At 68.2% G+C, this 14,692-nt stretch carries 14 protein-coding genes; 6 read left to right on the top strand and 8 right to left on the bottom strand.

Going from position 1 to position 14,692, the window contains the following annotated elements; all coding sequences use genetic code 11:
• Both glyA and B4M62_RS00525 read right to left on the bottom strand, forming a co-directional pair.
• The coding region (glyA, locus tag B4M62_RS00530) for a serine hydroxymethyltransferase (RefSeq protein WP_290703625.1) at positions 1–796 on the bottom strand (796 nt) is incomplete at its 3' end.
• A gap of 46 nt (positions 797–842) precedes the next feature.
• Positions 843–2,066: a DUF885 domain-containing protein gene (locus B4M62_RS00525; protein ID WP_290703595.1), complete on the bottom strand. Its 1,224-nt coding sequence runs from the start codon at positions 2,064–2,066 to the stop codon at positions 843–845.
• Between the two features lie 113 nt (positions 2,067–2,179).
• Between B4M62_RS00525 and coaA the strand changes: the two genes are divergently transcribed.
• Positions 2,180–3,118, top strand: a complete 939-nt coding sequence (gene coaA / locus B4M62_RS00520) for a type I pantothenate kinase (protein ID WP_290703593.1) — start codon at positions 2,180–2,182, stop codon at positions 3,116–3,118.
• Here coaA and B4M62_RS00515 read toward each other — a convergent pair.
• Positions 3,090–3,845: an SDR family oxidoreductase gene (locus B4M62_RS00515; RefSeq protein ID WP_290703591.1), complete on the bottom strand. Its 756-nt coding sequence runs from the start codon at positions 3,843–3,845 to the stop codon at positions 3,090–3,092. The genes coaA and B4M62_RS00515 overlap by 29 nt on opposite strands.
• A 158-nt stretch (positions 3,846–4,003) precedes the next feature.
• A complete protein-coding gene (kstD, locus tag B4M62_RS00510) occupies positions 4,004–5,680 on the bottom strand; it encodes a 3-oxosteroid 1-dehydrogenase (protein ID WP_290703589.1) in 1,677 nt (558 codons plus the stop codon).
• Between the two features lie 54 nt (positions 5,681–5,734).
• Here kstD and B4M62_RS00505 point away from each other — a divergent pair, with 54 nt between their 5' ends.
• Positions 5,735–6,298 carry a TetR/AcrR family transcriptional regulator gene (locus B4M62_RS00505; RefSeq protein WP_290703587.1) on the top strand — a complete coding sequence of 188 codons (564 nt, stop codon included), beginning with the start codon at positions 5,735–5,737 and terminating at the stop codon, positions 6,296–6,298.
• 74 nt (positions 6,299–6,372) lie between these two features.
• Here the strand turns inward: B4M62_RS00505 and B4M62_RS00500 are convergent, their stop codons facing one another.
• Positions 6,373–7,035, bottom strand: coding sequence for a hypothetical protein (locus B4M62_RS00500; RefSeq protein ID WP_290703584.1), 663 nt, complete (start codon positions 7,033–7,035; stop codon positions 6,373–6,375).
• Positions 7,036–7,070: 35 nt separating this feature from the next.
• On the bottom strand, positions 7,071–7,856 hold the full coding sequence (locus B4M62_RS00495) for an isoprenyl transferase (protein WP_290703582.1): 786 nt from the start codon (positions 7,854–7,856) through the stop codon (positions 7,071–7,073).
• Positions 7,857–7,936: 80 nt separating this feature from the next.
• Between B4M62_RS00495 and trhA the strand changes: the two genes are divergently transcribed.
• The 4 genes from trhA to B4M62_RS00475 all read left to right on the top strand — a co-directional run bounded on the left by trhA (position 7,937) and on the right by B4M62_RS00475 (position 11,352).
• A complete protein-coding gene (gene trhA / locus B4M62_RS00490; RefSeq protein ID WP_290703580.1) occupies positions 7,937–8,611 on the top strand; it encodes a PAQR family membrane homeostasis protein TrhA in 675 nt (224 codons plus the stop codon).
• Positions 8,612–8,671: 60 nt separating this feature from the next.
• Positions 8,672–9,220, top strand: a complete 549-nt coding sequence (locus B4M62_RS00485) for a hypothetical protein (protein WP_290703578.1) — start codon at positions 8,672–8,674, stop codon at positions 9,218–9,220.
• A gap of 101 nt (positions 9,221–9,321) precedes the next feature.
• Positions 9,322–10,689 carry a PepSY-associated TM helix domain-containing protein gene (locus B4M62_RS00480; protein ID WP_290703576.1) on the top strand — a complete coding sequence of 456 codons (1,368 nt, stop codon included), beginning with the start codon at positions 9,322–9,324 and terminating at the stop codon, positions 10,687–10,689.
• 9 nt (positions 10,690–10,698) lie between these two features.
• A complete protein-coding gene (locus B4M62_RS00475) occupies positions 10,699–11,352 on the top strand; it encodes a hypothetical protein (protein WP_290703574.1) in 654 nt (217 codons plus the stop codon).
• Positions 11,353–11,371: 19 nt separating this feature from the next.
• Here the strand turns inward: B4M62_RS00475 and B4M62_RS00470 are convergent, their stop codons facing one another.
• Entirely contained in the window at positions 11,372–12,439 is a 1,068-nt protein-coding gene (locus tag B4M62_RS00470; protein WP_290703572.1) for a 3-deoxy-7-phosphoheptulonate synthase, read from the bottom strand.
• A gap of 250 nt (positions 12,440–12,689) precedes the next feature.
• Complete coding sequence (locus B4M62_RS00465) at positions 12,690–14,687, bottom strand: thioredoxin domain-containing protein (protein WP_290703570.1); 1,998 nt, start codon at positions 14,685–14,687, stop codon at positions 12,690–12,692.
• Positions 14,688–14,692: the final 5 nt, after the last annotated feature.

Genomic DNA, 14,692 nt, shown 5'->3' with positions numbered 1-14,692 from the left:
CCTTGGCGGCGATCACGTGCATCAACGGTCCGCCCTGCTGGCCGGGGAAGACCGCCGAGTTGAGCTTCTTGCCGAATTCCTTCTTCGCCAGGATCAGCCCGGAGCGTGGCCCGCCCAGCGTCTTGTGCACAGTCGTCGAGACGACGTCCGCATGCGGCACCGGGTTGGGATGCAGCCCGGCCGCAACCAGCCCGGCGAAGTGGGCCATGTCGACCCACAGGAAGGCGCCGACCTCGTCGGCGATGGCGCGGAACGCGGCAAAGTCGAGAGTCCGCGGGTACGCCGACCAGCCGGCGCAGATGACCTTCGGCCTGGTATCGAGGGCGATCTTGCGCACCGCGTCCATGTCGATGCGGAAGTCTTCCTTGCTCACGCCGTAGAAGACGTTCTCGTAGAGCTTGCCCGAGAAGTTCAGCCGCATGCCGTGCGTGAGGTGACCACCGTGGGCGAGGTCGAGACCGAGCAGCGTCTCCCCCGGCTCCATCAACGACATCAGCACTGCGGCGTTGGCCTGCGCCCCCGAATGCGGCTGCACGTTGGCGAATTCGGCGCCGAACAACTCTTTGGCCCGGTCGCGCGCAATGTCCTCGACGACGTCGACGTACTCGCACCCGCCGTAGTAGCGGCGTCCCGGATAGCCCTCGGCATATTTGTTAGTCAGCACACTGCCCTGCGCCTGGAGCACCGCGCGCGGCACAAAATTCTCCGACGCGATCATCTCCAGGGTGTCGCGCTGCCGGGTAAGCTCGCCGTTCATCGCCGCGGCGACATCGGGATCGAGCTCCGCCAGGGACATCGCATTCACCGACGTTGCCTCATTCGCCTCAGCCATACCGGCGAGTTTAGTGGGACAACTCCGCCCGCAGCCGCGCCGGGGTCAGCGGCTCGTCGAGGAGCCGGGCGAATCGCACCGGCCGGTCGGCACCGGCATCGAGCCACTCCCCGAGTAGTCGGTACCCCTCGACGTAGGTGCTGATGTATGCGCGCCACAGCGGCGAGGTGAGGAAGCGCAGCATCTGCCGGGCACGATCCTCACTGACCAGGAGCCATCGGGCGAGGAACTGCGTGACCTCGACGGCATCGGCATGGCGATCGTGCAGCATGAGCGCGGCGTCCTGGCGCACCGCGAGCAACCCGGCGGTCGCCTCGCCCACCGCCGCCGCCCGCTGCGCGTCGAATCGCAGGCCGAGGTCGGCGTAGACCGCCGCCGCCCAGTGCGGCCAGTCCGGCCCAAGGGCAGCGCGCAACGCATGATCGGCGAGTCCCTCGGCCATCAGGCACTGCGGCGTATTGACCAGGAAGATGGTCTGCTCGCGCTGGCCGCCGCCGACGAGGATTTCCTCCTTGCGGCAGTGCTCGGTGTGGTGGCCGGGATAGGCCTCGTGCGCGATCAGGTGGGGCAGCGACGACAGGTGTTGGGGCACATCGGTGTTGATCGCGACCCGCGAGGTGTAGTCGCCGAGGTAGTAGTTAAATCCGGACCACGGTTGGTCGGCGACGATTTCGAACTCCACCGTCTCGGTGACCGGCAGGTCCACCGTCTTGCGCACCTCGTCGCGCAGGGCCGACGCGAACGCCCGCACGCAGTCGCCCAGCCGTTCGGCGGGGATCTCGTTGGCCCGTTGATAGCTGCGGTAGGCACCGCGCAGCGTTTCCGGGTCGTCGGCGACGCCGAGGGCGTCGGCCAACTCTCGATGCGACCGGCGATAGGCGTCGGGATCCTGCGGCATGATGTCGACGTCGAAGTAGGCACTCACCTCGTCGACGAATCCGACGTCCTCGCCGGCGAACCGGGCGGCGGAGCACTCCAGCGCCCGCAGGTGCGAGGAGACGAAGGCGGCCCGCGCCGGCGTCAGACCGGCGGGCAGTCGATCGCGCAACTGGGCGGCGCGACGGCCCAGCACCACCGGGTCCGGGACGCCCTCGTCACGGACCTGCGCGCGTAGCCCGGGGTCGCCGGTGTAGGCGTCGACGAATCCTTCTTCGAGGAGGTCGAAGGCCAGGCCAATGCGCAGGTATTCGGTGACGATCTCGTCGTCGTCGTGGACGTTCACGGTGCCGAGCATTCCACAATCGCCCCTCCCGCGTGGCGGGTGTCGGCGCGGGGGAAATAGGCTTGTCCAATGCCGTCCGGTATCACGCAGCGAAGAGCGCGGACCCGACCCGACCGGGGCCGCGGGTGAAACGAACCTCGGGGCGCGACCCCAGCTTGTACCTGGAGCTCGACCGCAGGCAATGGCGCGAATTGCGCGAGGCGATGCCGATGGTGCTGACCCAGGGTGAACTCGACACAATCGCGGGTATCGGCGAGCGACTCGACCTCGCCGAGGTTGCCGACGTCTACCTCCCGCTGTCCCGCCTCATCCATTTGCGCGTTGCCGCCCGGCAACGCCTCTACGCCGCGACATCGACGTTCCTCGGCGAACTGCAGACCTCGCGCCAGGTGCCGTTCGTCATCGGGATCGCTGGCAGCGTCGCAGTCGGCAAGTCGACCACCGCCCGCCTGCTGGCCACGCTGCTGGCCCGCTGGGACACCCACCCGAAGGTCGATCTGGTCACCACCGACGGATTTCTCTACCCGACGCGCGAGCTCGAACGGCGCGGAATCATGCACCGCAAGGGTTTCCCGGAGTCCTACGACCGCCGCGGCCTGCTGCGCTTCGTCACCGAGGTCAAATCCGGGGCCCGCGAGGTCACCGCGCCGGTGTACTCGCACCTGACCTACGACATCGTCCCCGATGTGCGGCACTACGTCCGCCAGCCCGACATCCTCATCATCGAGGGGTTGAACGTGCTGCAGACCGGCCGAACATTGCAGATCTCGGATCTGTTCGACTTCTCGGTCTATGTCGATGCGAAGACCGTCGACATCGAGAAGTGGTACGTCTCGCGCTTCCTGCAGATGCGGACCACCTCCTTCGCCGACCCCAATTCACACTTCCACTCCTATGCCGGACTCAACGATGTGCAGGCAACCGCTGCCGCTCGCGACATCTGGACCTCGATCAACCGGCCGAACCTGGTGGACAACATCCTCCCGACCCGTCCCCGCGCCGACCTCGTCCTGCGCAAGGACACCGATCACTCGATCAATCGGGTGCGCCTGCGGAAGCTGTGAGCCACTGATCCAGCGTCGTCCCGGTGGTGACATCGGGGTGGTCGGGAATCAGGCCGCCGTTGCGCATCGCCGCGCCCCCGAACCGGATCGGCACGACGATCCGATGCTCTCCGCGCGCCGCCCAGAGGGCTCGCGCCACCTCGACGAGGTCGAGTTGCCGCGGTCCGCGCACCTCGAGGACCGCCGGACCCGGCTGCAGCACCTGCTCGACGATCACCTCGGCGCCGTCGGCGGCGGCCAGCGGTGCCGTCATCATGTGCGGCATCACCGCGACCGGTCCGAGCGCCAGCTGCTTGCTCACCGTGTCCGCCAACTCGAACCATTGGGTGGTGCGCACGATCGTCAACCGGTCGTCGAGCCGGTCCCGATAGACCGCTTCCTGCGCAGCCTTGCCCTGGTAGTAGCCCATTCGACGATTGACCGCCGGATCCGCCGCGTTGCAGATCGATAGACAGACCACCCGGGCCCCGGCCGCGGTGGCGGCGTCGGCAATGTTGCCGGCCGCGGTACTGAAAAACGTCTTCGCCGTCCGCGCCGACTGCGTCGTCACGTTGAGACAGTCCACCACCATCTCCGCGCCGGCGAGCGCGTCGGCGAGCCCCGTTCCGGACTGCGCGTCGACCCCGCTGCCCCGATGTGCACGGACAACCTCAACGTCCCGCTGCTCGAGCCGGTCACTGACGTATTTGCCCATCGTTCCGCTGGCCCCGACGACCACGACCTTCATGACACTCCTCCTTCGCAGCCAACCTGATCCACGTATTCAGTCTTGATTCGCAGGCCCGGTTAGACAAGATGACATTCTTCACGCAGCGACGTTCTTCACCCAGCATCTCGGCTCGGGAAATCGCGCCACATCTGCAACCTCGGCCCGGGCCACCGCACTCATCCGACGAGATCGCACGCGGCCAGATACCCGAAGACCAGGGCCGGTCCGATCGTTGCGCCCGGACCGGCGTAGGTGTGGCCCATCACCGCCGACGAGACGTTGCCCGCCGCATAGAGTCCCACGATCGGCGAACCGTCGGAGCGCAGGACCCGGGCCCGTTCGTCGGTGATGACCCCACCTTTGGTGCCCAAGTCCGCGGGCACGATCGAGGCCGCGTAGAAGGGCGGGCGCACGAGCTCCCCAAGACTCGGATTCGGCTTGTTGGTGATGTCACCGTAGTAATGGTCATACGCCGACTCACCACGGCCGAACTCGTCGTCGACGCCGCCTCTGGCCGCAACGTTGAACCGGTCGATCGTCGCCTCGAGCGCACCGTCGGGCAGCGCCAGCCGCGCGGCGAGTTCGGTCACCGAGTCGGCCCGGATGAGCGCACCACTGTCGAACCAACGCTTGGGCAGCGGCGCCTTCGCCGCGCGTCCGGCGAACAGGTATCGATCGCGATAGCCCTGATCGAAGATCAGCCAGGCCGGCAGATTCTGTGCCGGACCCTGCCCGCTGCCATTCGGCCCACCGAACATTGCATGGGTGGCCTCCACATACGGCAACGACTCGTTCATGAACCGGGCGCCGCGATCGTTGACGATGATGCTGCGAGGCAGCGAGCGCTCGGCGAGCGCAAACCATGGACCACTTGGCAGCGGGATGGACGGTGCCCACCAGGCATCATCCATCAGGTCGACCGCAGCACCGAGTTTCGTGGCCGCAACGATCCCGTCACCGGTATTCGACGCCGCGCCCAGCGAAAGGTCCGCACCTGCCGGCGGTCGGTGGTAGCGCGTGCGCATCGCCGCATTGTGATCGAAGCCGCCACTCCCGAGGATCACTCCGCGACGGGCGGTCAGCCGCGTCCCATCGTCGAGTAGCACGCCGGTCACCCGGTCATCGTCGACGATCAGCTCGGCCATCCCGCACCCCAGCCGAATGTCCACGCCAGCGTCACGCATTCCGACCATCAGCGCGGCAACCAGCGCCCCACCCATGCCGACGAGGCGCTGTCCGCGTAGCTTCGCCAGCATCGTGCGGGCACCGATCTTGACCATCCGCTGCGGGCCGCGCCAATGACGCATTCCGGTGCTCAACCATTTGTAATCCCCTTGTGCCACCACAACATTGAGTGGTGTCTTGGTGTAGAACGGCTCCATCGTGGCGTAGTCGTCGCCCAGCGCACGCACGTCGAACGGCCGCGGTTCCACCGATCGGCCGGCCGCCCGTCCGCCGGGCTTCTCCGGCAGGTAGTCCGAATACCCCTTGACCCACATCAGCCGCAGCGGCGCCCAGTCACACAGCGCCCGCAGGGCTTCGGCTCCGCGATCGACAAATGTATCGATCCGGCGTTCATCGACGTCCCCGCCGGCCAATGCGTGCAGGTAGCGACGCGCGTCGTCGAGGGTGTCCGCACCCGCATTCGCCACGAGCTCGTCGTTGCCCGGGATCCAGATCCCGCCGCCCGACCGGGCCGTCGATCCACCCCACCGTGACGACTTCTCCACCAGGGCCACGTCGAGTCCACTGCGGGCCGCGGTGATCGCGGCCGCCATCCCGGCCGCGCCAGACCCGACAACTACCACGTCAACTTCTTGCACCACATCACCATTTTGATAGTTTCGTTCCATATGACAGTTACTATCACATTAAGGGTTGGTCGCGCTCTGTGTCAGAGTGAGGCGATGAGTTCCCCCCTGCGCGCACGACAGCGTGAACACGTGCGCCGGGCGATCGATATCGCCGCGCTAAGCCTGTTCACCGAACACGGGTACGACGCGGTCACCACCGACCAGATCGCTGCTGCCGCCGGGGTGTCGGCCAGCACGTACTACCGCCACGTCCCGACCAAAGAGGACCTGCTGCTGCGCCCGATCAGGGCCAGCAGTGCGGCCATCGTCGAAAGATTCCGCACCACCCAAACCTCGTCGCCGGAGGCAGACCTGATCTCGGCGATCCGCGAGCAAACGCAGTCAATCCGTGACACCGCTCCATCGCGGTGGCGCGAGATTATCGCCGACGTACCGGGCATCCTCGACCGCGTTCGAATGATTGACGACGACGATCGGGCACGACTCATGGCGATTACCGCCGAACGCCTGCACCTCACCGATCCCGACGACCTGCGGGCCGGCGTCCTGGTCACGACCGTGCTGGCCGTCGTCGAGTTCGGCTACCGGAGATGGCTGACGGCCACCACGGCAGATCCGTTGCTGGACCACATCGACGCGGCGCTAGCAGCACGCTAGGGCGTCATCGAGCGGCCGTTGGCCGGCCCGGAGTGGATCTGCGATCCACTCACCGGCCCGGACTCCCCCTCCGCTCAGCGGGGTTCACCGTCGAAGCGGTTTTCACCCAGCGTCTGCATGAAGCCCGGGCCGAGTAGCCGATACTCGTCGGCAAACTCGTCGGCCCAGGCGGGAAACGGATGATGTGCGAGATACTCGTTGCCGAAGCGCGCATCCTCCGACACCTCGGTGACACAGAAATCGGGAATCGCCAGATCGGTGACCGGCCGCGCCCGTTCGACCTCGCCGACCAGAAGCGGCGCATTGTCGGCCAAGAACCGGTCGACGACCCACCCGTCCTCGCCCAGCCAGATCGAGTACCGGACCTTCGCGATCAGCGCCAACGACCTGGCCGCGATAGAGCCGGCGACCAAGGCATCGATCTGACGCTCGGCCTCATAGCGCGTGCCCGCCACCGCCGGCCCCTTCGCGCCGAGCGTGCCCAGGGAATCGGGGCGCTCGGTCAGCGTCTGCGCCAACCGCCGCGGCGGCGCATCCAGGTCGATCGAGTCAACCGGTCCACTGATGCGCACCCGCACCGCGAACCCGTCGTCGGCAAAGACGTAGGCCTGCACGATCAGGGTCGGCGAGGGGTCGCTGGCCGCCGCAGCAGGCAACTCGCGCAGCAGGAATTTGCGCTCGAACTCGAAATCGCCGAGTCCAGCAGTTGCCTCGCACGCGTCGGCGTCGTCGTACATAGGCCCAATCTATGTGACTACCAGCCGATTCGCGGTTAACGGCCGAATCGGCGATTCCGCGCGCCGAAGTCGCGCAAGGCCCGCAGGAAGTCGACCCGGCGGAACTCCGGCCAGTACGCGTCGGTGAACCAGATCTCCGAATAGGCGCTCTGCCACAGCAGGAAGCCCGACAACCGCTGTTCGCCCGAGGTGCGAATGACCAAATCGGGATCCGGCTGCCCCTTCGTGTAGAGGTTGCGGTCGATCGCATCGACGGTGACGGCCTCAACCAGGTCGTCGTCGGACTCGCCCTTGGCGATGTGCTCGGCGAGGAGATCGCGCACCGCGTCGACAATCTCCTGACGCCCGCCATAGCCGACCGCGACGTTCACGTTGAGCCGGTCATCGTGGCGGACGGTCCGGTCGGCCGCCGTCTTCAGCCGCTGCGCCGCGACAGCGGGCAACTGGTCGATGTTGCCCACGAGACGCACCCGCCAGCCGCGCTCTGGCGCCGAGATCTCGTCGACGATATCCGGCACGATCTCCATCAGCGCGTCGAGTTCCTCGGAGGGGCGAGCGAGGTTCTCCGTCGAGAGCAGGTAGATGGTGACGGTGCCGATGCCGAGCTCGTCGCACCAGGACAGCATGTCCGCGATGCGCGCCGCACCCACCCGGTGACCGTGGCTGACATCCTCGAACCCCGCCTCGCGAGCCCAGCGCCGGTTGCCATCGCAAATGATCGCCACATGTCTGGGCAGCCGACTCCGGTCCAACAGCTGCGTGAGCCGTCGTTCATAGACCGCGTACATCGGAGTACGCAGGGTGTCCGGAATGATTTTCATCGTTGTTCAGCGTACGCGCCGCCAGTGATACCCAACACGAAAGACGCGGAGCGCGAGACAACCTACGCTACCGTAGGTTCATGATCCCCGAGATCCCCGCACCGATGCAGCTGGAGTTCAAGCCGCGGCTGCGCGGCGTGATCCACCAATACTCGGCCTGGGTGTCGACCCTTGCCGTCATCACCCTCGTCGCCGGCGCCACGCACCTCAAGGGCATCGGAGCCGCCCTGGCGTGTCTGGTCTACGGATTCACCGCCTTCGGCCTCTTCACGGTCAGCGCGACCTATCACCGCCACAAATGGAAGTCACCGCGTGCCGAACGGCTGATGAAGCGGGCCGACCATTCGATGATCTTCCTGTTCATCGCCGGCTCCTACACGCCGTTCTCCTACCTCGCCCTGCCCGCGCCCACGCGCTGGTGGGTGCTAGGCATCGTGTGGGGTGGGGCGCTGACCGGCATGGCACTGAAGGTCGCCTGGCCCGATGCACCGCGCTGGCTCGGCGTCGCCCTCTACATCGGCCTCGGCTGGGTCATCATCATCAAGGCGACCAGCCTGATCGAATACTCGGGATGGCTGATCATCTCGCTGCTGGCCGTCGGCGGCCTGCTGTACAGCGTCGGGGGAATCCTCTACGCGGTTCGCTGGCCGAACCCGTGGCCGCAGACCTTCGGCCATCACGAAGTGTTCCACGCGTGCACGGTGATCGCGGCGCTGGCGCACTACACGGCGATCTGGCTGCTGCTCCTGCGCTGACCCCGGCCGGGCCGTGAGCCTGCCGGGCAATGCCCGTCGGCGCCGCTTTAGACTCATCGCATGCTGGCCGTCGCAGCCCCGGGGACCGATCGCGTCCGGGGAACCGTGCGCGGCGTGGCCGTCGGAGCGTTCGCGGCGTCCGCCGCGATCGCGGGCCACACCGTTGCCATGCCGGCCGACATTCCCAGCATCGGCAGCCTGGTCTTCGTCACCGCTATTTGTGGTGTCCTCGGCGCGGTGGCCAGCACCTCGCGCCGGCCCACGCTGTGCCGGCTGACGGCCATCCTCGCCGCATCGCAGGCAGTGGGCCACCTGACCCTGTCCATCGGCTCAGCGCATCCGATACCAGCGCCGACATCGACGATGATCGCCGGGCATCTCGTCGCCCTTGTGCTGGGGGTCGCCGTGGTCGACGCCGCCGATCGGGCCGCCCGGCGCGCCCTGGCCCTGCTGCACCGACTTCTGCGCACCCGAACACGACTCGTACGCCCCGGGGCCCGCCTGTGGGCACTGGTCCTGTCCGACGCCCCACGCATCAGCAACCGGGACGCCGCCGGACAACACATCAGGCGCGGTCCCCCGGTGCACGCCGCAGCCGTCCACCCCTGAATCCAGCGCACCACAATCTCGCCGACCACCATCGTGGCGGCCCGGCCGGTGTGCGCCCCTTACCGAATCGAGTCGTCACCGTGGTCCGTCCACTCCTGCCCATGATCCGTCGCCTGCACTTCTATGCCGGCATCCTGGTCGCACCTTTCCTGATCATCGCCACCATCACCGGTGGCCTCTACGCGGTGGCCCCCACCGCGGAACGCGTCGTCTACCGCCACCTGCTGCACACCGACTCCGACGGACCGGCACGCAGTGTCGCCCAGCAAGTCGCCAGCGCGCGCGGGCAGCACCCCGGTGCCGCGGTGACGGCGATCGAACCCGCTGCCGCACCGGGTGAGACGACCCGGGTGTATGTCACCGACACCAGCCTCGGCGAATCCGAGCGCCGCACCCTGTTCGTCGACCCGGTGTCGGCCGCGGTCCTCGGCGAAACCGTCACCTACGGCAGCAACGGCGCGCTGCCGCTGCGCGCCTGGCTCTCCCAGCTGCACCGCACCCTGCACCTCGGCGAACCCGGCCGCCTCTACAGCGAACTCGCCGCATCGTGGCTCTGGGTGGTCGCGCTGGGCGGCTTGGCGTTGTGGGTCGACCGGTTCCGCACCCGCCGTCGCGCCGGCGGTACATCGTGGTGGCGGGTCGCCGCCGTAGAGCGCAGCGGCACCAAGCGCAGCCGGACGCTGAGCTGGCACGGCGCGGTCGGCGTGTGGCTCGTCGTCGGCTTGGTCTTCCTGTCCGCGACCGGACTCACCTGGTCGCGCTATGCCGGGGCCAACATCGCCGAGCTGCGCACTGCATTGGACTGGGAGCGGCCCACCCTGCCGACCACGCTGCCGACCGCACACCACCATGAATCGGGTGGCAGCGCAGCAATCTCGCCACTGGCCCTCGATTCCCGGCTCGACGACCTGCTGGTCGTGGCCCGCGAGCAGGGACTCGACGGCCGGGTGGAGGTGGCGTTGCCCACCGGACCCGACGGTGCGGTCACGATCACGCAGACCCGACAGCCCTGGCGGTTCTCGGTCGACGCCATCGCCGTCGACCCGAACACCATGGCGGTGACGGCGCGGCTGCCGTTCTCCGACTGGTCGCTCCCGGCCAAGCTGACCGACTGGGCGATCCAGCTGCACATGGGCATCCTGTTCGGCCTGGCCAGTGCCCTCGCATTGTTCGCCCTCGCGATCCTGCTCCTGACCGTCATCGTCCGCGGCTATCTCATGTGGTGGCGGCGCGGTCCCGGCACGCAGCCGGGTGACGCACCGAGCCGCAGTACCTGGCGCAGTATCGCCGCGAGCGCAACGCCGGCCACCCGGATCGCGTACGCGGCACTGCTCGCCGGCGTGCTACTCGTCGGCTGGTTCGTCCCGCTGCTCGGCCTTCCGCTGCTGGTGTTTCTCGCTCTCGACACGATGATCGGCCGGCGCAGCACCCCCGAACCGCAGCAGGAGTCGGTTGTCGTGCAGACGTAGGCTGAGCGCATGGATCCGCGATGGCAGCGCTTGGGCGCGGTGCTGCTGGTCGCGGCGCTGATCGTCGGGGGACGCCTCTGGTACGTGCACCACCGCAGTGGCACGTTCTGGGACGACGCCGCCATCGGCACCTGCGTCGAGCGGATGGCCTACGGCCCGTTGCACCAGTTGATGTCCGGCCGAGGGACCCCGGCGCCCCGAACACCGACCGTCCCGTGCGACGACCCACGGGCCAATTACACGGTGATCTCGCACCACCTGGACACGCCAACCCTCGATGAGGTGACCTGCGCGGATGGCACCAAGGATCTGAGGATGCCCGGCCGGATCCGGGCGACGTCGAGCAACGGCCGCGGCTTCCAGCACATGTCCGCGTGGGGAGTCATGTGTGCGGCGCCCGTCCTGCACCCCGGCCGCTGCTATCCGGTGGGCGGCGACCGCGGCGGATCGGTGGCCGCGGCGCGCGACTGCGGCTTTCGCACCTGGCTGGTGACCGGGAAGATCGTCGGCACCAGCGATATCCGCCGCTGCTCCCCCGCAACCGGACTGGTCCTGACCGAACCCGCGGTCACCTATTGCGAGACGACGGCCCCGCTCCCCCCGGAACTGCGCGCTAACCACCTGGCCAAGTACTTCACCACCCAGCCGCCGCCGGCTGGTTGATGCTGCGCCGCAGTCCCCGTCAGCGGTGGGTGCCCGCCGCCGCGAGCGTGTGCAGCACCTCCTCGGTCGCATCCCAGGCCATGCACTTGTCGGTGACCGACTGGCCGTACACGAGGTCTTGTGCGTCCGGCGACTGCGCTCCGCCGACGAGGAAGCTCTCCAGCATGACCCCGCTGACCGGCGCACCGGCCGACACCAGGTCGGCGATCTCCGTGGCCACCACCGCTTGCCGCAGGTGGTCTTTCCCCGAGTTCGCATGCGAGGCGTCGATCATCACCCGCGCCGGCAGTCCCGCCTTGCCCAGCACGCCCGCCGCGCCGGCGACGGAGCCGGCGTCGTAGTTCGGCCCGCCGGTCCCGCCGCGCAGGATGACGTGGCAGTCGTTGTTGCCCGCCGTCTCCACGACGACGCCGTTGCCGAAATCATCGAGTCCGAAGAACACGTGCTCCGATGCGGCCGCCTTCACCCCGTCGACGGCGACCTGGACGTTGCCGTCGGTACCGTTCTTGAACCCGATCGGCATCGACAAACCCGAGGCCAGCTGCCGATGCACCTGCGACTCGGTGGTCCGGGCACCGATGGCACCCCAGGCCACCGCGTCGGCGATGTACTGGGGGCTGTTCGGCTCGAGGAACTCGCAACCGACGGGCAATCCGAGGTCGATGATGTCGAGCAGCAGTGCCCGGGCGGTCCGCAGGCCGCGCTCGACGTCGAAGGTGCCGTCCATGCCCGGATCGTTGATCAGCCCTTTCCACCCGATGGTGGTGCGCGGCTTCTCGAAGTACACCCGCATGACGATTTTGAGACGATCGGCGTACCCATCGGCCAGCGGCGCGAGCTGCCGCGCGTAGTCGATCGCGGCAAGCGGATCGTGGATTGAGCACGGCCCGACGACGACGAGCAGTCGGTCGTCGCGCCCGGCCAGAATGTCGGCGATCTCCTCCCGGTCACGGGAGACGGCAATGGCCCGGCGTGCCGTCAACGGCAGTTCGCTGCGCAGCGCGTCCGGCGTCGGGATCGATCGGAATGCCCGGATGCGCCGATCCGACGTCGACGGGTGCGCATGCAGGTCGGGGGTGGTGGTCACTTGATTGCCTCTCGCGTGGGTACCGGTTCGGGCCCCGCGTCGGAGCCCTGAAAACAAGGAAGCAGCAACCAAAATGGTCGCTGCTTGGGGCTCCGGATGTGGACGTGCGTGCGAAACTAGCGCTTCACCGCGGGCTCACCCAGAGCCACGGTAAAGCGCCAATAGGCGCGCACGGTGTTGTTCACGTCGCTCACCGTACCAAAATCATCTCCGGTCGGGGTAACTGAGGACATCGTGGCCACACCGACCCCTAGGACGGACGAAAATTGCCGAACTCACGCCGGATCTCGTCGGGATCGGCCAACGGCAGCGAGCAGGTCGTTCCCCGGCAGACGAGAACGGTGTCGGCGGGCTGATCGGCAAGCTCATCGGCAGCGAGGCCGACTGCGGCGGCCGCGGTCACGACGGCGCAGCCCGGGGCGAGCCGACGGGCAAGGGCGAGCTTCGCCGCCGACGACGCGGTCACATGCATCGGTCCGGCCAGCTGGGCCTCGACCACCGCGAGCCAATGTCCGGCGGCACGCGGCGCCTTCGCCAACAGCACCGCCGCGCGCGCCAGTGTCTGGGCGCCCAACTCCGCGTACCCACCGGCGGTGTCGGGACCGGACAGCATCGACGCCATCAGCAGGGCCTCGGCCATCAGCGACGCGCCCGCCGGCGTGGCGCCGTCAGCCGGGTCGCGCGGGCGCACGATGAGCCCGCCGCCGGCGGGTGCATCGAACCACGAGCCGGGTTCGGCGACATCGGCGAAGCTGTCGATGGCTCGGTCCAGCACGCCGATTGCCGCTACACACCAGCGATCTTCACCAGTCGCACAAAACAGGGAGAGCAGCGCGACGACGAGGGCCGCGTGGTCGTCGAGCATACCGGCCGGCGTGCCGACGGTGCCGTTCAGCGACACCCGGCGCACCTCCCCGCCGACGAGGTGCCCGTCCAGCAGCACGTCGGCACAGCGAGCGGCCCGCACCACCCACTCGGGCCGGTTCAGTCCGACCCCAGCCTCGACCAGCGCGGTGATCGCGAGCGCATTCCACACCGTGACGACCTTGTCATCGCGGGCCGGCTGCGGCCGGCGGTCGCGCGCGGTGCGCAGCGCGGCGACCACCCGGCCGAATCTCTCGGGGTCGTCGGGATCATGCGCAAGCTGCAGGGTGGACTCCCCCGCCTCGAAGGTCCCGATCGTCGTCACCCCGAACACCGCCGCCGCCCAAGCGCCGTCGACGGGGCCGAGAATGTCGATCAGCTGCGCCGGGGTCCACACATAGGTCGCACCCTCCACGCCGCCGGCATCCGCATCCAGGGATGACGCGAACCCGCCACCGGGCGTGCCCAGCGCCTCGTCGAGAAACGCGACGGTCTGCTCACACACCCGTCCGGCCAGGCCCTGGCTATCGCGCCGCGCGAGTTGCGCGTAACAGCGCAGCAGCAGCGCGTTGTCGTACAGCATCTTCTCGAAATGCGGCACCACCCACGCCTCGTCGACGGCGTAGCGCGCGAACCCGCCGGCCAGTTGGTCGTAGATCCCCCCGCGCGCCATCGCCTCCGCGGCCCGCACGACGACGTCGACCGCCGCCGGCGATCCCACCCGTTCGTCGTGGCGCAGCAGCGCGAGCATCGTCGACGACGGCGGAAACTTCGGGGCGCGCCCGAGCCCGCCGTGGACGCGATCCTCGTCGGCGATCAATGCGGCGACCGCAACCCTGGCCAAACCGGCGTCGACGGAGGTCGTCGCGGCGGGCAATCCGGCAGCCGCCTGGGTCAGCTGGCCGCGCACCTGCTCGGCCACCCTGCCGACCTCGTCAGGGCGCTCATTCCACGTCTGCGAAATCGCGGTCAACAACTCACCGAAACCGGGCTGCCCGTGCCGTGGCCGCGGTGGAAAGTAGGTGCCGCAGTAAAAGGGCTCGGCCGCTGCGGTCAGGAAGCACGTCATCGGCCAGCCGCCCTGACCGGTCATCGCGATCGTCGCGCCCAGGTAGACCGCGTCGATGTCGGGGCGCTCCTCGCGGTCGACCTTGATGCACACGAACCCATCGTTCATCTGTGCGGCCAGCACAGGATTGTCGAACGTCTCATGGGCCATCACATGGCACCAGTGGCAGGCCGCATACCCGACCGATAGCAGGACCGGCACGTCCCGGCGCGCCGCCTCGACGAAGGCCTGGGGGCACCACTCCCACCAGTCGACGGGATTGTCCGCGTGCTGACGCAGGTAGGGGCTCGTCGCATCGACGAGTCGGTTGACCATCGCGG

The organism is Gordonia sp. UBA5067, from assembly GCF_002414845.1.
GTDB lineage: Bacteria > Actinomycetota > Actinomycetes > Mycobacteriales > Mycobacteriaceae > Gordonia > Gordonia defluvii.
This window is presented reverse-complemented; position numbering and strand designations above follow the sequence as displayed.

Excerpts from the sequence above, each read along its gene's own strand:
- B4M62_RS00525 (WP_290703595.1), bottom strand. The coding sequence starts at position 2,066 with ATGCTCGGCACCGTGAACGTCCACGACGACGACGAGATCGTCACCGAA.
- B4M62_RS00515 (WP_290703591.1), bottom strand. The coding sequence starts at position 3,845 with ATGAAGGTCGTGGTCGTCGGGGCCAGCGGAACGATGGGCAAATACGTC.
- kstD (WP_290703589.1), bottom strand. The coding sequence starts at position 5,680 with ATGGAACGAAACTATCAAAATGGTGATGTGGTGCAAGAAGTTGACGTG.
- B4M62_RS00505 (WP_290703587.1), top strand. The coding sequence starts at position 5,735 with ATGAGTTCCCCCCTGCGCGCACGACAGCGTGAACACGTGCGCCGGGCG.
- B4M62_RS00500 (WP_290703584.1), bottom strand. The coding sequence starts at position 7,035 with ATGTACGACGACGCCGACGCGTGCGAGGCAACTGCTGGACTCGGCGAT.
- B4M62_RS00495 (WP_290703582.1), bottom strand. The coding sequence starts at position 7,856 with ATGAAAATCATTCCGGACACCCTGCGTACTCCGATGTACGCGGTCTAT.
- trhA (WP_290703580.1), top strand. The coding sequence starts at position 7,937 with ATGATCCCCGAGATCCCCGCACCGATGCAGCTGGAGTTCAAGCCGCGG.
- B4M62_RS00485 (WP_290703578.1), top strand. The coding sequence starts at position 8,672 with ATGCTGGCCGTCGCAGCCCCGGGGACCGATCGCGTCCGGGGAACCGTG.
- B4M62_RS00480 (WP_290703576.1), top strand. The coding sequence starts at position 9,322 with ATGATCCGTCGCCTGCACTTCTATGCCGGCATCCTGGTCGCACCTTTC.
- B4M62_RS00475 (WP_290703574.1), top strand. The coding sequence starts at position 10,699 with ATGGATCCGCGATGGCAGCGCTTGGGCGCGGTGCTGCTGGTCGCGGCG.
- B4M62_RS00465 (WP_290703570.1), bottom strand. The coding sequence starts at position 14,687 with ATGGTCAACCGACTCGTCGATGCGACGAGCCCCTACCTGCGTCAGCAC.